Below are 18218 nucleotides of genomic sequence, written 5' to 3'. Positions count from 1 at the left end.
GCCCCGTCCATCCGCTCTCATAGGGACTGGACGGGGCCTGGGTTGTCGGGGTGGGGTGCCACGCAGGCGCGCTCGCCCGTCGGGGCCGCGCTCGCCCGTCAGGCCGCGCTCGCCCCGTCCGTCGGCCGCAGTTCGTCCGCGTACGAGACCGAGATCCGCCGCATCAGCCCGTCGTCGGTGATGTCGTACTGGCCCAGGCGCCACAGCGGCGGCGAATAGGCGTGCACGGACACCGCGTCGTCGGTCGCGCCGGTGAGGCGGTGGATGTGGTCGGGGCCGAAGCAGAACGAGGAGCCCGCGCCGACGGCGGTGGCCCGGTGCTCGCCGCCGATCCGGGGGTTGGACTCGGTCAGCACGCCCTGGACGACGTGTACCGCCCCCGAGGACAGGTCGTGGTCGTGCCAGCCGGTGTCGTTCTGCCGGGTCCAGCACAGCAGCCAGACATCGACGAACTCATCGCGGTGCAGGGAGACGTAGTGGCGCTCGGTGTCGGAGAAAGCGACCTGCGCGCGCCACAGGTCCGGGCGGGCGGCGAGCTCCTCGACCAGGGCCCGCAGCTCGCGGCGGTCGAGGTTGCGCTCGGGCAGTGCGGTGAACGGCTGCTCGCCGTCGGGGACCTCACGGGCGGCTTCGGCCTGGGAGGTGCGGTACGTCATCGGCGGGCTCCTTTCGTCGGGCCCAGAAGGCGGGCCGGGTTGGCGGTGCGCAGGGCGTGGATCGCGGCCTGCGCACCGAGGTCGGGGAGTACGGGGGCGGCGTAGGGGCGGTCGCTGCCGCTGACGACGACATCGATACCGGCGGCCCGGACGAGGGCGTCCACCGCACGGGTCCCGTACGAGGACGTCTCGTAGAAGGCGTTGCAGTCGACCCGCCCGCGCTCCCGTCCGCCGCCGCGGGCGACCAGCCGCTCCCCGTGCAGCGGCGCCAGGCCGGCCAGCGCCGCGAAGCAGACCCGCAGGTCCGGGTGGCGCGGTCGGCCGAAGGCGCGGAAGGCGAACCAGGCGGCGTGCAGCTGCTGGACGTACGGGACCAGGGCGGGCCACCAGGCGGGCGCGTCCGGGGTGCCCGGCGCCGCGCCGGGGTGGACGAACAGCGGCTTGTCCAGTTCGGCGACGGCGTCCAGCAGCGGCGCGCAGCGGGCCCAGCCCGCGGCGTCGAGCAGTGCGGTGGCCGGGAGTTGCAGCCCCACGCAGCCGCGCGCCAGCTCGTGCCGCAGCGCCCCGGGGTCCGGTTCGGGGGTGGAGAGGCAGACCGAGGCCCAGGCGCCGAAGGGGGCCGGCAGGTCCAGCGCGCCGTCGTGGAACGCGGCGAGCAGCGGTGCGGCCTCCTCGGGCGGCAGATCTTCGATGCCGAGCGGGCTGGAGAGCGAGACCAGGGCCAGATCGAGGCCGTCGGCGCGGGCGAGCCGGGCGCGGGCCGCGATGTCGTGGTCGGCGGGGTCGACGGGGTACGGCGGTTCGCCGGGGAGGTGGAGCGTCCAACCGTCGAGCCGCGGCGGCGCACTGCGCGCCCGCAGCAGCGCGAGGAACTCGGGCGGCCAAAGGTGCTGGTGGACGTCGGTGGGCACGGGCCTCCCTCAGCTGCGGGTGGTGGTGCGGACGGCACCCGGGGCGCGGATCCGTCGTCCCGGGCGCGCTGTACTTAACCGTTTAACTGATGCGTTTCAGTGAAACGGTTAACAGCGGCCCTGTCAAGGCCGGGCCGGTCCGCCGGGAGGACGCCGCCCCCGCGCGCACAGCGCATCGGGGCGGGTGGCGCGCCCTCCTTGGGTAGGCTTCCGGACATGGCCAGGCCCAATAAGCGCACCACCCTCCGCGAGGTGGCCGAGGCCACCGGACTCTCCACCGCAGCCGTCTCCTACGCCCTGCGCGGCAAGCACGTCTCCAAAGAGACCGAGGAGCGGGTGCGCAAGGCCGCCGCGGAGCTCGGCTACGAGGCCGACCCGATCGCCCGTGCGCTGGCCAGCGGCCGTACGAGCACGGTCGGGGTGCTCGCCGGCGATCTGCGGGATCTGTGGCAGCAGCAGCTGATGGCGGCCATAGGGCGCGAACTGCTGGCCGGCGACCGCTATGCGCTGATCCTGGATGCCGGCGGCGACCCCGAGCGCGAGCTGGCCCTGGCCAAGCAGCTGCGCGACCAGCGGGTGGACGGCCTCCTGGTCTCTCCCGTCGACCCGTCCGCCGAGGGCTGGTCGAAGATCGCCGACGCCGTGCCGGTGGTCTCCATCGGTGACGCCCTGAGCCGGGCCCGTACGGCGGGCGAGGTGCTCTTCGACAACCGCGCCGGCATCGACGCCGTCCTGGACTACCTCCGCGGGCTGGGTCACCGCCGGGTCACCGTGCTGACCCCCACCGGCCCCTCCACCCCGGACCGCCCGGCCGACGTCTATGTGCGCGAGGCCGCCGACCGTCTCGGCATCGAGGTCGAAGTCCTGCCCTGCGCCCAGGAGTTGGGCGAGGCGACCGCCATGGCCCGCCGGGTCCTGGCCAACAGCCCGGACGGCCGCCGCCCCACCGCGCCCGGCCTCGCCCCGCCCACCGCCGTCTTCTGCTTCTCCGACTCCATCGCCTACGGCGTCTACGCGGCCGCCGCCGAGGCCTCCCTGGCCGTCGGCCAAGACCTCTCCGTCGTCGGCTTCGACGACCACCCCGTCTCCCGGGTCCTCACCCCGCCGCTGACCACCGTCGACTGGGGGCTGGGCGAGATCGCCAAGGAGGCCGCCCGGCTCGCGGTCGCCGCGATCGAGGGCCGCCGGGTCCGCCGCAAGCGCATCCTGTGCGCCCCGCGCCTCTCGGAGCGGGGGTCGGCGGTGGAGCTCCGGCGGGGGTGACGCCAGCCAAGGAAGCGATGACAACGAAGCGATGACAGCGAAGCGATGATGGGCAAGAAATGGAAAAGGCATTGCTCGCCGGAATTCTCGCGGTCGTGGTCGTCTTCGCGCTCACACACACCGTGTTCTCCGGTTTGGGGGAGCCCGCCCGGCTTCTGCTGAGCATCCTGGCCGGTGCGGTCGTAGGAGGGGTGCTCCGGGGCGTGCAGTTGCGCAGATGACCGGAGGCGGCGGACGGGCCGGGGCGATGCGCCCCGGCCCATTCCGTGCCCGGTTCCGGCGCCCGGTCTCCGGCTGCACGGCGCTGCGCCGCGGAGCAGACTGGAGCCGGGTGCTCCGGTACGGTCGGGGCGTGCGTACCGGTGGTCGGCCGACGGGCGGATGGGCGGGTCCTCGATGAAGCGTTCCGCGACGAGTCGTTCCGCGACGAGTGACGTCACGGCGGAGAGCGCGGCCGCCGTAGTGGACGGCGGCGCACCGGACGGCGCGCAAGGCGAGCCGGCGGACCGACTGGAGGCGCACCGTAGCGAACTGACCGGCTACTGCTACCGGATGCTGGGATCGGCGTTCGAGGCCGAGGACGCCGTGCAGGAGACGATGGTGCGGGCCTGGCGGAGCTACGACCGGTTCGAGGGGCGCGCCTCGCTGCGGTCCTGGCTCTACCGGATCGCCACGAACGTCTGCCTGGACCTGCTCAAGGGCAGCCGGCGCCGGGCCCGGCCGATGGATCTCGCCTCCCCGTCGAGCGTGGACACCCCGATCGGCACGGGGCTGCCCGAGACGACCTGGATCGGCCCCGTCCCGGACCAGCGGGTGCTGGCGTCCGCCGGGGACCCGGCGGAGACCGCCGTCGCCCGGGAGTCGATCCGGCTCGCCTTCATCTCCGCGCTGCAGCGGCTGGCGCCCCGGCAGCGGGCGGTGCTCATCCTGCGGGAGGTGCTGAGCTGGTCGGCGAGCGAGGTCGCCGAGTTGCTGGGCAGCTCGGTCGCCTCGGTCAACAGCGCGCTGCAGCGGGCCCGGGCCACGCTCGCCGCGTCCGCCGATGCCGCCGAGGAACCCCCGCGGCCGCTGGACGACGCCCAGGAGGCGCTGCTGCGGCGCTACGTCGACGCCTTCGAGCGGTTCGACATGGACGCCCTGACGGCTCTGCTGCACGAGGACTGCACGCTGTCCATGCCGCCGTACGCGCTGTGGCTGCGCGGCCGCGACGACATCCTGAAGTGGCTGCGCGGGCCGGGCTGCGGCTGTGCGGGGTCGCATCTGGTGCCGGTCGCGGCGAACGGCCGCCCGGCGTTCGGGCAGTACCGCGCGGACGGCCTGCCCTGGGCGGTCCAGGTCCTCGACCTCGCGGACGGCCGGGTCACCGCCCTGAACTCCTTCCTGGACACCGAGCGGCTGTTCCCGCTGTTCGGGCTTCCGCTCCGGTACGGCGGGCCGCCGCCCGCGTGAGGCGTGCGGCCGCCAGGGCCTCAGCCCAGCTTGCGCTTCTTCAGCCAGGCGGCCGCCACCCGGTCCGGGTCCTGCTTCTCCTTGTCGACCAGGCGGTTGAGCTCGGTGAGATCGGGGGTGGTCAGGGCGTTGCCCAGCCGGGCGAGGGCCTTGCGGACCTTGGAGTCGGCCTTGCGGGCGGCGATCAGCGGGACGACGTGCTGGGCGGGGATCAGATGCTTGGGGTCCGCCAGCAGCACCCAGCCGTTCTCCGCGGTGTCGACGTCGGTGGTGAAGACATTGGCGATGTCGATGTCGCCCTTCTTCAGGGCGCCCTTGACCAGCGGCCCGGACGAGTCCAGCGCCTTGAACTCCTTGAGCTCCACGCCGTATCGGTCCTTCAGGCCGACGACCCCGACGACCCGCTTCTTCATCTCCGCGGCCGCGCCCAAGGTCAGCTTGCCGTTGACCTTACGGAGATCGGCGAGCGTCTGCAGGCCGTAGCGGTCGGCGGTCCGCCGGGTCACGGCGAAGCTGTCGCGGTCCTCGGCGGCCGCGTACGGGAGGACTTCGAGACCGTCGGGGACCACCGTGGCCAGCGCGTTCTGCATGGCTCCCGCCTCGGTCGCGGTGGCCTTCTTGTCGAGGTAGAGCAGCAGGCTGCCCTGGTACTCGGGGAGCAGATCGATATCGCCGGAGCGCAGTGCGGGGACCACGATCTCGCGGGAGCCGAGGTTGGGGCGGACCGTGGTCTTGACCCCGGCGGAATTCAGCACCCCCGCGTAGAGGTAGCCGAGGACCTGGTTCTCGGTGAAGTTGGCGGTGCCGATGACCAGTCCGCCGCTGCTGCTGCCGCTGTCGCCGCCGGCGCCGTCCCCCTTGAGGGAGGTGATGCCGGAGGAGCAGGCGGCCAGCAGCGGGGCCGAGGCGCCGGCGAGGAGAGTGGTCAAGGCGGTACGACGGTTCATGGGCGGGCTCCTCGGTGCGTACGAAGGGGGCGGGGCGGCAGATGCTCAGCGGGCGGTGGCCGGGCGGCCGCGGAACAGCAGCCGGGTCAGGCCGCCCAGGGCCAGATCGGCGACGACGGCGAGCACGGCGACCAGCACCGCACCGCCGAGCACCTGCACCAGGTCGCGCTGCGCGAGGCCGTCGAAGACATAGCGGCCCAGCCCGCCGAAGCTGACGTAGGCGGCGATCGTGGCGGTGGCGATGACCTGCACGGTCGCCAGCCGTACGCCGGTCATGATCAGCGGCAGCGCGAGCGGGATCTCGACCTGCCAGAGGATCTGGCGGCCGCGCAGCCCCACGCCCCTGGCGGCGTCCTTGACCTCCGGGTCGACCGCGGCCATCCCCGCGTACGTATTGGTGATGATCACCGGCACGGCGAGCGCGACCAGGGACACGTACACCGGCCACACGCTCAGTCCGCCGGCCAGGAAGACCAGGGTGACCAGGCCGACGGTGGGCAGCGCCCGGCCGAACGAGGAGAGGTTGACGGCGAGGAAGGCGCCGCGGCCGGTGTGCCCGATGAGCAGCCCGACCGGCAGCGCGATCACGGCCGCGGCGAGGGTGGCGAGCACCGAGTACTCCAGGTGCTCCAGGACGCGGGTGGCGATGCCCTCGGGGCCGGACCACTGGGCCGAACTGGTCAGCCAGGCGGCGAGGTTCTTCAGGAGTTCGAGCATCGGGGCTCACGCTCGCTTCTGCGATTCGAGGCTTTGCGGCCGGGAGGCGCTTTGCGGCCGGGAGGAGCGTTGCGGCCGGAAGGCGCCGCGCAGCCGGGAGGTGCCGTGCGGCCGGGAGGTGCCGCGCAGCCAGGGGGTGCACAGCCACTGGACGGTCACCAGCACCGCGTCGGCGACCAGGGCGAGCAGCAGGGTCAGGGCCACGCCGGCGACGACCGGGGTGGGGAAGTTGCGCTGGAAGCCGTCGGTGAAGAGCTGGCCGAGGCCGCCGTATCCGATGTAACTCGCCACGCTGACCAGGGAGATGGACATGACGGTGGCGACCCGTACACCCGCCATGATCACCGGGAGGGCGAGCGGCAGCTCGACGGTGAGCAGGGTGCGCAGCGGGCTGGTCCCCATCGCCTTCGAGGCCTCCCGGGCCCGCGCCGGGACCGCGTCCAGCCCCTCGACGGTGTTCCGTACGAGCACGACCAGGGTGTACGCGGTCAGGCCGGTGATCGCGGTGGTCCGGGTCAGCCCGGTGACCGGCAGCAGCAGGACGAAGAAGGCCAGGGAGGGGATGGTGTAGAGGATGTTGGACGCGCCGAGCACGAAGCCGCGCAGCGGCCGTACCCGGTGGGCGAGGACCGCCAGCGGCAGCGCGATCAGCAGGCCGAACAGGACGGCGGGTACGGCGGTGGCGAGGTGGTCCGCGGTGAGGCGGGCCAGTTCGCCGGTGTGGTCGGGGAACCAGCCCCACTCGATGGTCATGCGGGGCGCTCCGTGGCGGCTTCGGCCGGGCCGGGCGCGGCGTCCTCGGGGGTCCGCTGTCCGGCCGCCGCCCGGCCGGCCTCCGCATGGCTGCGGCCGGCTCGTTCGTGGATGGCGTCGCGGGAGGTGAGGCCGGTCAGCACGCCGTCGGCGGTGACCCGGGCGACCGCGGCGGCGGGGGAGGAGACCGCCTCGTTCAGCGCGGAGAGCAGGGAGTCGGAGTCGCGCAGCGGCCGGACGGGCTCCAGCGGCGCCTCGCCGGCCGTGCCGCCGGCGGGCAGCGCGTCGGTGTCCAGCCAGCCCAGCGGTTCGCTGCGCGGGGAGGTCACCAGGCGCCAGCGGTCCCCGTCGCGGGGTATGCCGCCGACCGGTTCGTCCGCGCGTATCTCCCCGCCGGGCGCGTGGGGCACGTCCGCGAGGTCGGTGAGCGAGAGCAGCTTGAGGCCGCGCTCGGCGCCCAGGAAGCCGGCGACGAAGTCATCGGCGGGGCGAGCCAGCAGCTCGGCGGGTTCGGCGCACTGGACAAGCCGGCCGCCGGTGCGGAAGACCGCGATCCGGTCGCCCAGGCGGACCGCCTCGTCGATGTCGTGGGTGACGAAGACGACGGTCTTGCGCAGCTCCTCCTGGAGCCTCAGCAACTCGTTCTGCAGCTGGGTGCGCACCACGGGGTCGACCGCGCCGAACGGCTCGTCCATCAGCAGGACCGGCGGGTCGGCGGCGAGCGCGCGAGCCACGCCGACGCGCTGCTGCTGGCCGCCGGAGAGCTGGTGCGGATAGCGCTTGCCGGCGTCGGCGGGCAGGCCGACCAGCTCCAGCAGCTCGGCGGCGCGGGCGCGGGCCTTGCGCCGGCCCCAGCCCAGCAGCAGCGGGACGGTCGCGATGTTGTCCAGGATCGTACGGTGAGGGAAGAGGCCGGACTGCTGGATGACATAGCCGATGCCGCGGCGCAGCTCGGCGGCGTCCGTCTCCAGGATGTCGCGGCCGCCGACGCTGATCGTGCCGGAGGTCGGCTCGACCATGCGGTTGACCATCCGCAGGGTGGTCGTCTTGCCGCACCCCGACGAGCCGACGAGGACGGTGACGCCGCCCTCGGGCAGGTCCAGGGACAGCCCGTCCACGGCGGTCGTGCCATTCGGGTATCGCTTGCTGACTGCGTCGAACTTGATCATCCGCTGCCCCTTGCCCGGCCTGCATATGGTCATGCAGAGTCTTAGGCACGTGAATAGAAGTCAATAGACGGGCGTAAAGACCCTGTTACATCGCCTGTTACGTCGCTTCACCGTACGGAACGAGCTGTCGGACGTACCGCACTAAAGGGTGCTATAAGAGGGAGTTGAGCCCCTTGGAATCCCACATGCTGGACAACGGCCGACGGGCCGGCCGGCGTATCACGCTCGACGGCACCGCGCTGCACACCGCCGATATCGCCGCCCTCGCGGAGCGCACCGCACACCCCGCGGAGCCGGACCCCAAGGCGCTCGCCCGCGCCGAGGAGTCCTGGGAAACCGCCCGCCGTCTCGCCGCCACCGGCCGGGTCTACGGGCGCAGCACCGGCGTCGGCGCCAACCGGACGGAGGACGTCGGGGCCGCCGACGCCGACCATGGACTGCGGCTGCTGCGCAGCCACGCCGGCGCGATCGGCGACCCGCTGCCCGCCCGCGAGGTCCGCGCCATGCTCGCAGTGCGCGCCAACCAGCTGCTGGCGGGCGGCGCCGGTCTGCACCCCGCCGTCATCACCGCGCTGCTCACCGCCCTGGACAGCGGTGCGTACCCCGTCGTCAACGAACACGGCGCGGTCGGCACCGGCGATCTGGCCGCGCTCGCCCAGACCGGCCTCGCACTGGCCGGCGAACACCCCTGGCACTGCGCACCCGGCGCCCGCGCCCCCGCCCCCATCGCCCTGGACAACAACGACGCCCTGGCCCTGATCAGCAGCAACGCCCTGACCCTCGGCCAGTCCGCGCTCGCCCTCGACGAACTGCGGCGGCTGCTCGCCGCCTCCCTCCCCGTCGCCGCGCTCTCCCTGCTCGCGGTCGGCGGCTCGTACGAACCCTTCGCCGAGCCGGTGCTGCTCGCCCGCCCGCACCCCGGCTCCGCGGCCGCCGCCGCCCGGCTGCGCGCCCTCGCCGGTGTCCCGCCCCGTCCCGCCCCGCCGCTCGGCCGCATCCAGGACCCCTACGGCTTCCGCTGCCTCCCGCAGATCCACGGCCCCGCACTGGACGCCGCTGCCACCCTCGACGCGGTACTGACCATCGAGGTCAACGCCGCCGCCGAAAACCCCCTGATCAGCATCGAGGACCAGGCCGCCTACCACCACGGCAACTTCTACGCCGCCCACACCGGGCTCGCCCTGGACACCTTCCGGCTGGCCGTGCTGCAGACCGCCCGGCTCTCCACCGCCCGGCTCGCCGCGCTCTCCGAGCCCGACTTCACCCGGCTACGGCCGTTCCTGGGCGACGCGGCCCCGGCCAGCTCCGGCGTGATGATCCTCGAATACGCGGCCGGTGCGGCGCTCGGCGAGATGCGCGAGGTCTCCTACCCGGCCTCCCTCGGCCACGCCGTCCTCTCCCGCGGAGTCGAGGAACAGGCCAGCTTCGCCTCCCTGGGCGCCCGCCAGACCCTGCGCGCCTGCGCCTACTACCGTCAGATCCTCGCCTGCGAACTCGTCGCCGCCGTACGGGCCTTGCGGATGCGCTCCCTGGAACCCGACCCGGGCCTCCCCCTCGCCACCGCCTTCCGCCGCGCGGCCGGCGTCCTCGACCCGCGGATGGCGGACCGCCCGCTGACCGATGATGTGGCGGTGGCGTCGGGGCTGCTGGACGAGCTGGCGGAGCTGGCTGAGCCGGCGGAACCGGGGGAGAGGTGAGTGCCGTGGTGGGCGGCGGGATGGTTCCGGCCGCGGGAGCGGGAGCGGGGTCGGGGCCCCCGGGGGCGCGCGTACGGCCGGATCGCGTACGACCGGATCCCGATGCCTGTCCCGGACCGGAGCGGGCCGGGAATTCCGTACAGTCGGTCGATCAGTCGGTCGAGCAGCCGGTCGACACAGGACAAGGCCCCCGACCGGGCCGGGAAGAAGAGGCGATGAGCGGGGACGGGGACAACGGCGGCGGTGGTGGCGGGATCGGCGGTGCGGCCGGTGGCGGCATCGGCGGCGTGGCCGGTGACGGCGTCGGCGGTGCGGCCGGCGACCGGGCGGTGGGTGGTGCCGAGGGGGCGACGGGCGGTGCGGCTGCCGTGGCTGGTGCGGCCGGTGCGGCTGCCGTGGCCGGTGCGGCCGGTACGGATACCGGCACCGCCGCCCGGCTGCAGAAGCTCTTCGAGGGTCACCGGCTGACGCCCACCCAGCGCCGGATCGCCCACTGCATGGTGCGCCGGGCGGCCGACGCGCCCTTCCTCTCCAGCGTCGAACTGGCCGATCTCGCCGGCGTCAGCCAGCCGTCCGTCACCCGCTTCGCGGTCGCCCTGGGCTTCGACGGCTATCCGGCGCTGCGCCGCCATCTGCGCGAGGTGGCGCCGACCGGGGGAGCCGCCGAGGCCGGTACCGCCAACGAGTACCAGCAGGCCGTCCAGGCGGAGATCGACAATCTCCGTCAGCTCGCCGCCGCCCTCACCGACCCCTCGCCGGTGGCCGAGGCGGGCCGCCTCTTCGCCGCCTCCCGCCCGCTGCTCGTCCTCGGGCTGCGCGCCGCCACCGCCCAGGCCGCGGGCTTCACCTACTTCGCCCGCAAGGTCCACCCCGACGTCCGGCTCCTGGACGAGGGCGGCACGCTGCTCACCGACCGCATCGACGCCGCCGTACGCGCCGGCGCGAGCGCGCTGCTCTGCTTCGCCCTGCCCCGCCACCCCCGCGAGGTCGTCGAGGCGCTGGAGTACGCCCGCACCGCCGGACTGACCGTCGTCACCGTCGCCGACAGCGCCTTCGCCCCCGTCGCCCACCACACCGACCTCCTCCTCCCCGCCCCCGTCGGCACTGGGCTGTCCTTCGACACGGCCTGTGCCCCCATGCTGCTGGGCCGGGTCCTGCTGGAGGCGATGTGCGACGCCCTCCCGGACGCCCAGGCCCGCCTGGAGCAATTCGACGCGAGGGCGGCGGAACGCGGCCTGTTCGTCGAGTGAGGAGGGGGTGCGGGGCGGGGCGGGAGCGCGGGAGGCCGTGGCCGCGCCTAGGGCTGCCAGCCCGGGGCGCGCTGAGGCCTGACCGCCCGTGGGAGCGCCGTCTCAGGGAATCCTCATGCCGGCTGGCTACGATCCGCCGCCGGTACAGCTGTGCCCGGACAGGCGGGGCACAGCGGTCTCGGGGCGAGGAGGTCTGTCGTGGGACGCGGGGCATATGGGCTGGTCCGGGTGGCAGTACTGGTACGGGCACCGGCCGGCTGGCTGTGGTGGCCGGGACTGCTGGCCGCGGGGATCGGGGTGCTGGTGCCGGGACTCACCGGCCGGACGATCGGCCTGCTGGCGGGGGCGGTACTGGCCGTGGTCGCGGCGCTGGTGGTGTGCGTGGCACGGCGCGGGCGCTACGCGGAGCTGGCCGGTGGCGCCTCGCGCGCCGGGAAGGCCGTCATCCTTCAGGACCGCTCGGTCACCCTCCGCACCTGGCGACGGGCGCACCGCTGGTGGTTGCTGCTCGCCTTCCTGGCGGCGATCGGCTCGTCGTTCGTACTGCCGGCGGCCGGCGGGCTGCTGATGGCCGGGGCCGCGCTCGGCCTGTGGGGCAAGGCGCTGTGGTTGGGCCGCTGGGAGCGGAAACATGAGGCGCTGCTGTGGGTCCGGACCGAATCCGCCGGTCGCGGCGGTGCCGCGGGCAAGGCCGTCAGCGCGTACGTACTGACCGGAACGGCCGCCGGGGACGCCCGGCCGGGCGGGGCACGAGCCGGGCACGTACGAGCCGGCGGAGCGCGGGCCGGGAGTGCGCGGGCCGGGAGTGCGCGGAGCGGGCGCTGAGGGCTGGGCCCGGGGGCTGTCCTCCCGGGTTCTCCTGCCTTCCCGAGTTCTACTGCCCCTCAGGATCCACTGCTTCCTGAGGGGGCTACGGCCTCCTGAGGCCCTGAGGATCGATCTACTGCCTTCCGAGGTCGCGCAGCGACTCCGTGTGGGCGCCGCCGCTCTCCGCGGTGAGTTCCTCCAGGGTCTGCGGGGTGCGGACGGTGGCGAAGCGGACGGTACCGTCCGGATCCGCCGCATAGCCGTAAATCCCGGGGCGGGGGAGGGAGTTGTAGGCGAAGTGGGTGGAGTAGTAGTACGCCCCGGTGTCCAGGAGGGCGGCATGGTCGCCGGACTCCAGGAGCGGCAGCGGCCGGTTCTCGGCGACCAGATCACCCGCGAAGCAGCACGGTCCCGCAACGTCCTGTGCCACCGGGGCACCCGTCTTGGGGCGGCCCTCGGCGTCGTAGGCCGCGACCCGGATCGGCCAGGACTCGGGGGCGAAGACCGTACGGGTGGCGACCTGGGCACCGGCATGGGTGACCGCGATGGGCCGGCCGCCGGCCGACTTGGCGTACTCGACGCGGGCCAGGACCGTGCCGTGCTTGGCCAGCAGCGAGCGGCCGAATTCGGTGACCAGCCCATAGCGTCCGGACAGCAGCCCGGGGACGGTGGCGTGGAGCTGCGCGACGTACTCGCGGTACGTCGGGGTGACGGCGTCCGAGGAGAAGTTGACCGGTAGGCCGCCGCCGATGTCGAGGGTGTCGATCTGACGCCGGCCGGCCCGCTCGTTGATCTCCTCGGCGAGGACGAACAGGGCCCCGACGCCCGCGGTCATCAGCTCCAGCGGCATGCCCTGGGAACCGACATGGGCATGCAGCCGGGTCAGCCACGGGCGGGCGAGGAAGGAGCGTACGACCCAGTCGCGGGCGCCCTCGTCCCGCAGCCCCACACCGAACTTGGAGGTGTCGGTCGCGGTGCTCATCGCCCCGATGCTGCCGCCGCCGATCTGGGGGTTGACCCGCAGCCCGACGGGGGCGCTGCTCGGCGCCGAGGCCATCAGGGAGTCGATACGGGCCAGTTCCTCGGGGTTGTCGGCATTGACGGCGATCCCGAGGGCCAGCGCCTCACGCAGCTCGGCGCGGGTCTTGGCCGGCGAGTCCAGGACGGTCCGCGCGACCGGCACACCGGCGGCCCGGGCCAGCGCCAGCTCGCCCGGGCTGGCCACCTCGCACCCGAGACCCTCCTGCGCGAGCAGCCGCAGGACGGGCACGAGCGAGGCGGCCTTCACCGCGAAGGCGTGCAGCACCGGGGTGCCGGGGGCGGTGAACTCCTCGAAGGCGGCACGGAGCTTGGCCGCCGACCGCCGGATCCCGGCGATATCGAGCAGCCCGGCGACGGGCTCCGAGGGCCCCACCAGCTCTTGTGCAACGGCGGCCCGTACGGCCCGGTCTCGGTCCGTGAAGTTCATGGGGCAACTCCATCATCGGGTGGGGCTGTCACGCCAACTGATACCCACGCCGTCCGCACCTTCCTGGGGGGAGGGAGGAGGCTGACCAGCGCCTGCCAACGGGCCCGCCGGTCCCTCGCCACGCGGCCATCAGCCACCAGCCCGCTAGCTCACCGGCCTGCTGGCTCGCCGCCCACCGGCTGACGGGCCTGCTGGCTCGCCGCTCCCCGGCTCACGGGCCGCCGGCCCACCGCACCCCGGCCCACCACCAGCTGTGCTGCCGTGTGGCCCTGTCTGCCACCCGCGCCGTCCGACGCCTGGCCGGACGACACGAGCGGCACCCAGGACCACACGGCAGCAGTCTCAGGCCGCCCGGCCGCCGCTGATTTCCGCCTTGCGGTGGCGTTCGGAGAGGCGGGAGCCGGACTCGCGGCGGGTGGCGCGGCGCAGAAGCGGGACCGCGAGGAGGAAGCCGATGACCGCCCAGGCGCTGAGTATCAGGGCCACCGTCGGCAGCTCCCAGGAGCCGGCCAGTTCCGCGGCGCGTGCGGAGTCCGGCAGGAGGGCCGAGCGCAGGCCCTGGGCCATCCACTTGAGCGGGAAGACCGAGGCGATCTTCTGGACCACCTCGGGGAGCGAGCTGAGCGGGAACATCGCTCCCGAGGTGACCAGCAGCGCCAACGTGGGCAGCATGATCAGCGCAAGCGCCTCGCGCGGGTTCGGCAGCACGGCGCCGATGGCCGCACCCAGCGGTACGACGGCGAGCAGCCCGAGCGCGCTGACCCACAGCAGCGTCAGCCAGCCGCCGGGCCCGTGCGGCAGCGGCCCGTCCACCAGTACGGCGGCGGCCCCCAGCAGGACAAGCAGGGTGCCGAAGGCCATGACGACCACCAGCAGCGACTTGGCGATGAGGTAGGCGGATATGCCGCCGGGGGTGGCGCGCAGCCGCAGCAGGGTGCCTTCCTCGCGCTCGGTCACCAGAATCTGCGGGAGATTGACCAGGCCGATCTGGAACAGCAGATAGGCGGCGAAGCCCGCGAGCGTCAGATGGGCCATCGGGATATGGGTGCCGGGCACCTTGCCGCTGATGTTGTCCGCGAGCAGCAGCGCCACGACGATATTGATCACATGGCCGCTGAACTCCTTGCGGTTACGCAGGAGGTGGCGCAGTTCGATCCGCCCGCGCTGGAGGCCGGCGCGCCAGGGACGGCGGCGGGAGCGTCGTGCAGTCTCCCCCGGGGCCGCGCCGCGCGGGTGGCCCGGCCCGGTCCGGCCCGTCGCCCCGGCCGTGTCCGTCGCCTCGGTCGTCTCGATCCCGTCGGTCGTGCCCGTCGCCGTCGTCGCGGCTGTCATATCGGTCCCCCTCATGCGGCTCGTTCCTCCCCCTCCGGGGCGCCGGCCCCGGCCTCGGTCCCGTCGGCTCCGTCCCCGGCTTCCCGGTGCACCATGTGCAGATAGGTGTCCTCCAGCGTCGGGCGGCGGACCTCCAGATCGGCGATCGGTCCACCGGTGTGCTGGTGGAGTTCCCAGACCAGCCGGGACGGGTCCGCGGTGCGTTCCGCGCGGGCCGTGCCGTCGGCCGCCGTCCAGCGGACCTCGGCCTGGGCGGCGGCCCGCCGGGACAGTTCCGTCGGGGTGCCGTGGACCCCGATCCGGCCGTTGACCAGCATTGCTATCCGGTCGGCCAATCGCTCGGCCTCGACCAGGTCGTGGGTGGTGAGCAGGATCGTCACGCCCTCGTCGCGGGCGAGCCGTTCGACCAGCTCGTGGAAGTCGCGCCGGGCCTCGGGGTCGAAGCCGGTGGTCGGCTCGTCCAGGAAGAGGAGTTCGGGGCGGCCGACGATGGCCAGGGCCACGTCCAGACGCCTGCGCTGGCCGCCGGACAGATGGTTGACCTGCCGGCCGGCCTGCTTGGTGAGGCCGACCAGGGCCAGCAGCTCGGCCGGGTCGCGGGGGTTCGGGTAGTACGTGGCGAAGTGCTTCAGCAACTCGGCGACCTGCCAGCGGCCGTGGTCGCGCCAGTACTGCAGCACCAGACCGATCCGGCCGCGCCAGGAGTCGTCACCGCGCGCCGGGTCCGCACCCAGGACGCGGACCTCCCCGGCGGAGCACTGACGGAAGCCCTCCAGGATCTCGACGGTGGTGGTCTTCCCGGCGCCGTTGGGGCCGAGCAGCGCGAAGATCTCGCCGCGGTGGATGTCCAGGTCGATGCCGTGCAGGATGGTGGTGTCGCCGTACGACATCCGCAAGTCCCGTACGTGGACGACGGCTTGGCGAGCTGCGGCGTTGCCCGGAGTCGCGTCCGGCGCGGTCCTGGCCGTGGGTAGGTGCTCGGTCGTGGTCATCGGCCTGCCTCCGCGCGCTGTTGCTGGTGCTGTGTTCCTGATGTCGTCGCCGTGGCGGACTCCGTCGCCGGCGTGGCGCCCGTCGCGGGAGAGGCGCCCGCCGTCGGTCCCGCGCCCTCGACGATGGCCCGGAGTGCGGCCACATGGCCCTCGAATGCGGTGCGGCCGCGGCTGGTCAGCCGTACCTTGGTGCGCCGTTTACGGCCGCCGCCCTCCTTGTGGATCTCCAGATACCCGGCCTCTTCCAAGGTGTGCAGCTGCTTGGAGAGCGCGGAGTCGCTGAGCGAGAGGCTGTCGCGGATGAAGGAGAAGTCGGCCCATTCCGTGGCGGCGAGCAGCGCCACCACGGACAGGCGGGTGGACGGGTGGATCAGTTCGTCGAAGCCGCCCGGGGTACTCATCAACCCACCCCCTGGTGGCCGGCTCTCGCACCGCGGGCGCGGAGCGCGCTGACCGCCCAGCGGTTCGCCGGGCCGACGAAGAGCACGAAGGCGCCCGCTGAGGCGGTGGCCTGGATCAGGCTGCCGAACGGCAGCGCCAGCTGGTTGGTCACGAAGCCGGACACCAGGATGGTCACGAGGGTGACCGCCATGCCCGCGAAGAAGGTGGCGAACGACCGCCAGCTGTGGCGCGAGCGGTGCAGCCGGATCCGGCTCCTGCGGTTGTAGATCACCGCCACGGTGCCCAGTACGGCGAAGTAGGCGGCCAGTACCAGCCAGAACGCCCACGTGGGCAGATTCATGCCCGTGACGGCGAGGAACACCCACATCACCGCGGCCGTGAAGTACGTCGACCTGGGGTCGCTCTGGGCGCTTCTCTCGATCTCGTCGTACACCCGCTCCTGCGGTACCCGGATGCGCTGTAGGTCTTGCCAGGCCCGTTCGGCATCCACCGGTGTGCTCATGGCGCTCGCCTCCCCAAGGCGTTCGTGCGTTCCCCGTTGACTTGCCCACTAGGAAAGTTAGCGCAGACTTTCCCGGTGGGCAAGTCAAAAATTGACCGCGGCGCCCGGCTGGTTCCCATGCCCTGTGGCGGCGCCGCGCCCGCACCCTGTTGACTAACGCTATTCATCGACATCAATATGTGAATAGCTCAATCCATTCGACGTCAGGGAGGCACGGCCCATGTCGGGACCGCGACCCGTGCGGGCACCGCGCGGTACGGAGCTGAGTGCTCGGGGATGGCAGCAGGAAGCCGCGCTGCGCATGCTGCAGAACAACCTCGATCCGGAGGTGGCCGAACACCCGGACCAGCTCGTCGTCTACGGCGGTACGGGCAAGGCCGCACGTGACTGGCGCTCCTTCGATGCGATGGTGCGCACGCTCACCACGCTCAAGCAGGACGAGACGATGCTCGTCCAGTCCGGCCGGCCGGTCGGCGTGATGCAGACGCACGAGTGGGCGCCGCGGGTGCTCATCGCCAACTCCAACCTCGTCGGCGACTGGGCCAACTGGGAGGAGTTCCGCCGCCTGGAGGCCCTCGGGCTGACCATGTACGGGCAGATGACGGCCGGTTCGTGGATCTACATCGGCACCCAGGGGATCCTGCAGGGCACGTACGAGACGTTCGCGGCCGTCGCGGCGAAGAAGTTCCACGGCACCCTCGCCGGGACGATCACGCTCACCGCCGGCCTCGGCGGCATGGGCGGTGCCCAGCCGCTCGCCGTCACCATGAACGACGGCGTCGCGATCTGCATCGACGTCGACCCGCGGGCCATCGAGCGCCGGATCGAGCACCGCTACCTGGATGTGAAGGCAGACAGCCTCCAGCACGCCCTCCAGCTCGCCGTCGAGGCTCGTGACCAGCGCAAGCCGCTGTCCATCGGGCTGCTCGGCAACGCCGCGGAGCTGCTGCCGCAGATGCTCGCCGAGGGTGCCCCGATCGACATCGTCACCGACCAGACCAGCGCCCACGACCCGCTGGCCTATCTGCCGGTCGGCATCGACTTCGACGACATGGCCGCCTACGCCGCCGAGAAGCCCGCCGACTTCACCCAGCGGGCGCGCGAGTCGATGGCCCGGCACGTCGAGGCCATGGTCGGCTTCATGGACGCCGGCGCCGAGGTCTTCGACTACGGCAACTCGATCCGCGGCGAGGCCCAGCTCGCCGGGTACGAGCGGGCCTTCGCCTTCCCCGGCTTCGTCCCCGCCTATATCCGCCCGCTGTTCGCCGAGGGCAAGGGGCCCTTCCGCTGGGCCGCGCTGTCCGGCGACGCCCGCGACATCGCCGCCACCGACAAGGCGATCCTGGACCTCTTCCCGGAGAACGAGTCGCTGGCCCGCTGGATCAAGCTGGCCGGCGAGCGGGTCCACTTCCAGGGCCTGCCCGCCCGCATCTGCTGGCTCGGCTACGGCGAGCGGGACAAGGCCGGCGAGCGCTTCAACGAGATGGTCGCCGACGGGACGCTCCAGGCGCCGCTGGCCATCGGCCGCGACCACCTCGACTGCGGCTCCGTCGCCTCGCCCTACCGCGAGACCGAGGCCATGAAGGACGGCTCGGACGCGATCGCCGACTGGCCGCTGCTCAACGCCATGGTCAACGTCGCCTCGGGCGCCTCCTGGGTCTCGCTGCACCACGGCGGCGGCGTCGGCATGGGCCGCTCGATCCACGCCGGCCAGGTCACCGTCGCCGACGGCACCCCGCTGGCCGGCGAGAAGATCCGCCGGGTGCTCACCAACGACCCCGGCATGGGCGTCATCCGGCACGTCGACGCGGGCTACGAGCGCGCCGACGAGGTGGCCGCCGAGCGCGGCGTCCGCATCCCGATGCGCGAGGCCGAAGGCGGGGGCGCGTGACCGCCTCGTTCC

General features: G+C 73.2%; 17 protein-coding genes and 1 pseudogene. 7 read left to right on the top strand and 11 right to left on the bottom strand.

The genetic code is table 11. The features are described from left to right. Positions 1–98 precede the first annotated feature (98 nt). The gene (locus BKA18_RS14510; RefSeq protein WP_366048010.1) at positions 99–656 is read right to left on the bottom strand and encodes a cysteine dioxygenase; all 558 of its coding nucleotides are present in this window, start codon (positions 654–656) and stop codon (positions 99–101) included. Further along, positions 653–1567, bottom strand: a complete 915-nt coding sequence (locus BKA18_RS14505; protein ID WP_366048009.1) for an amidohydrolase family protein — start codon at positions 1565–1567, stop codon at positions 653–655. Before BKA18_RS14505 ends, BKA18_RS14510 begins: the two co-directional genes overlap by 4 nt. A gap of 216 nt (positions 1568–1783) precedes the next feature. Here BKA18_RS14505 and BKA18_RS14500 point away from each other — a divergent pair, with 216 nt between their 5' ends. From BKA18_RS14500 to BKA18_RS14490, 3 genes are all read left to right on the top strand, one after another. Continuing rightward, complete coding sequence (locus BKA18_RS14500) at positions 1784–2830, top strand: LacI family DNA-binding transcriptional regulator (protein ID WP_366048008.1); 1047 nt, start codon at positions 1784–1786, stop codon at positions 2828–2830. A gap of 59 nt (positions 2831–2889) precedes the next feature. Beyond that, complete coding sequence (locus BKA18_RS14495; protein ID WP_366048007.1) at positions 2890–3051, top strand: hypothetical protein; 162 nt, start codon at positions 2890–2892, stop codon at positions 3049–3051. Between the two features lie 175 nt (positions 3052–3226). Beyond that, entirely contained in the window at positions 3227–4279 is a 1053-nt protein-coding gene (locus BKA18_RS14490; protein ID WP_366048006.1) for a sigma-70 family RNA polymerase sigma factor, read from the top strand. A 20-nt stretch (positions 4280–4299) separates the two neighbouring features. Here BKA18_RS14490 and BKA18_RS14485 read toward each other — a convergent pair whose 3' ends face one another. From BKA18_RS14485 to BKA18_RS14470, 4 genes and pseudogenes are all read right to left on the bottom strand, one after another. Further along, complete coding sequence (locus BKA18_RS14485) at positions 4300–5226, bottom strand: ABC transporter substrate-binding protein (RefSeq protein ID WP_366048005.1); 927 nt, start codon at positions 5224–5226, stop codon at positions 4300–4302. Between the two features lie 45 nt (positions 5227–5271). Next, on the bottom strand, positions 5272–5943 hold the full coding sequence (locus tag BKA18_RS14480) for an ABC transporter permease (protein ID WP_366048004.1): 672 nt from the start codon (positions 5941–5943) through the stop codon (positions 5272–5274). Between the two features lie 123 nt (positions 5944–6066). After that, positions 6067–6696: pseudogene (locus tag BKA18_RS14475) on the bottom strand (ABC transporter permease); the annotation flags it as partial. Then, positions 6693–7865, bottom strand: coding sequence for an ABC transporter ATP-binding protein (locus BKA18_RS14470; RefSeq protein ID WP_366048003.1), 1173 nt, complete (start codon positions 7863–7865; stop codon positions 6693–6695). The pseudogene BKA18_RS14475 and the gene BKA18_RS14470, both read right to left, overlap by 4 nt. A 185-nt stretch (positions 7866–8050) precedes the next feature. On the opposite strand from BKA18_RS14470, the gene BKA18_RS14465 reads away from it, so the two are divergent. From BKA18_RS14465 to BKA18_RS14455, 3 genes are all read left to right on the top strand, one after another. Next, on the top strand, positions 8051–9562 hold the full coding sequence (locus BKA18_RS14465) for an aromatic amino acid ammonia-lyase (protein WP_366048039.1): 1512 nt from the start codon (positions 8051–8053) through the stop codon (positions 9560–9562). 215 nt (positions 9563–9777) lie between these two features. Beyond that, positions 9778–10812: a MurR/RpiR family transcriptional regulator gene (locus BKA18_RS14460; RefSeq protein WP_366048002.1), complete on the top strand. Its 1035-nt coding sequence runs from the start codon at positions 9778–9780 to the stop codon at positions 10810–10812. 198 nt (positions 10813–11010) lie between these two features. Further along, the gene (locus BKA18_RS14455; protein ID WP_366048001.1) at positions 11011–11637 is read left to right on the top strand and encodes a hypothetical protein; all 627 of its coding nucleotides are present in this window, start codon (positions 11011–11013) and stop codon (positions 11635–11637) included. A 115-nt stretch (positions 11638–11752) separates the two neighbouring features. On the opposite strand, the gene BKA18_RS14450 is transcribed toward BKA18_RS14455, so the two are convergent. From BKA18_RS14450 to BKA18_RS14430, 5 genes are all read right to left on the bottom strand, one after another. After that, positions 11753–13087 carry a type III PLP-dependent enzyme domain-containing protein gene (locus BKA18_RS14450; protein WP_366048000.1) on the bottom strand — a complete coding sequence of 445 codons (1335 nt, stop codon included), beginning with the start codon at positions 13085–13087 and terminating at the stop codon, positions 11753–11755. Positions 13088–13429: 342 nt separating this feature from the next. Further along, positions 13430–14419: an ABC transporter permease gene (locus BKA18_RS14445; protein WP_429638327.1), complete on the bottom strand. Its 990-nt coding sequence runs from the start codon at positions 14417–14419 to the stop codon at positions 13430–13432. 11 nt (positions 14420–14430) lie between these two features. Further along, positions 14431–15411: an ABC transporter ATP-binding protein gene (locus tag BKA18_RS14440; protein ID WP_429638326.1), complete on the bottom strand. Its 981-nt coding sequence runs from the start codon at positions 15409–15411 to the stop codon at positions 14431–14433. Next, positions 15408–15812, bottom strand: a complete 405-nt coding sequence (locus BKA18_RS14435) for a transcriptional regulator (RefSeq protein WP_366047998.1) — start codon at positions 15810–15812, stop codon at positions 15408–15410. Before BKA18_RS14435 ends, BKA18_RS14440 begins: the two co-directional genes overlap by 4 nt. Further along, on the bottom strand, positions 15812–16315 hold the full coding sequence (locus BKA18_RS14430; RefSeq protein WP_366047997.1) for a hypothetical protein: 504 nt from the start codon (positions 16313–16315) through the stop codon (positions 15812–15814). Before BKA18_RS14430 ends, BKA18_RS14435 begins: the two co-directional genes overlap by 1 nt. Before the next feature lie 220 nt (positions 16316–16535). Between BKA18_RS14430 and hutU the strand changes: the two genes are divergently transcribed. Then, positions 16536–18206, top strand: a complete 1671-nt coding sequence (gene hutU / locus BKA18_RS14425) for a urocanate hydratase (RefSeq protein ID WP_366047996.1) — start codon at positions 16536–16538, stop codon at positions 18204–18206. Positions 18207–18218: the final 12 nt, after the last annotated feature.

The organism is Streptomyces auratus (assembly GCF_050433025.1).
GTDB classification, from domain to species: Bacteria; Actinomycetota; Actinomycetes; order Streptomycetales; family Streptomycetaceae; genus Streptomyces; species Streptomyces sioyaensis.
The sequence above is the reverse complement of the archived record's forward strand: the minus strand, read 5'-3'. Positions and strand labels throughout refer to the sequence as shown.

Coding starts and splice junctions, on each gene's coding strand:
- BKA18_RS14480 (WP_366048004.1), bottom strand. CDS start 5,943: ATGCTCGAACTCCTGAAGAACCTCGCCGCCTGGCTGACCAGTTCGGCC.
- BKA18_RS14500 (WP_366048008.1), top strand. CDS start 1,784: ATGGCCAGGCCCAATAAGCGCACCACCCTCCGCGAGGTGGCCGAGGCC.
- BKA18_RS14435 (WP_366047998.1), bottom strand. CDS start 15,812: ATGAGTACCCCGGGCGGCTTCGACGAACTGATCCACCCGTCCACCCGC.
- BKA18_RS14490 (WP_366048006.1), top strand. CDS start 3,227: ATGAAGCGTTCCGCGACGAGTCGTTCCGCGACGAGTGACGTCACGGCG.
- BKA18_RS14495 (WP_366048007.1), top strand. CDS start 2,890: ATGGAAAAGGCATTGCTCGCCGGAATTCTCGCGGTCGTGGTCGTCTTC.
- BKA18_RS14470 (WP_366048003.1), bottom strand. CDS start 7,865: ATGATCAAGTTCGACGCAGTCAGCAAGCGATACCCGAATGGCACGACC.
- BKA18_RS14450 (WP_366048000.1), bottom strand. CDS start 13,087: ATGAACTTCACGGACCGAGACCGGGCCGTACGGGCCGCCGTTGCACAA.
- hutU (WP_366047996.1), top strand. CDS start 16,536: ATGTCGGGACCGCGACCCGTGCGGGCACCGCGCGGTACGGAGCTGAGT.
- BKA18_RS14510 (WP_366048010.1), bottom strand. CDS start 656: ATGACGTACCGCACCTCCCAGGCCGAAGCCGCCCGTGAGGTCCCCGAC.
- BKA18_RS14485 (WP_366048005.1), bottom strand. CDS start 5,226: ATGAACCGTCGTACCGCCTTGACCACTCTCCTCGCCGGCGCCTCGGCC.
- BKA18_RS14465 (WP_366048039.1), top strand. CDS start 8,051: ATGCTGGACAACGGCCGACGGGCCGGCCGGCGTATCACGCTCGACGGC.
- BKA18_RS14445 (WP_429638327.1), bottom strand. CDS start 14,419: ATGACAGCCGCGACGACGGCGACGGGCACGACCGACGGGATCGAGACG.
- BKA18_RS14460 (WP_366048002.1), top strand. CDS start 9,778: ATGAGCGGGGACGGGGACAACGGCGGCGGTGGTGGCGGGATCGGCGGT.
- BKA18_RS14430 (WP_366047997.1), bottom strand. CDS start 16,315: ATGAGCACACCGGTGGATGCCGAACGGGCCTGGCAAGACCTACAGCGC.
- BKA18_RS14440 (WP_429638326.1), bottom strand. CDS start 15,411: ATGACCACGACCGAGCACCTACCCACGGCCAGGACCGCGCCGGACGCG.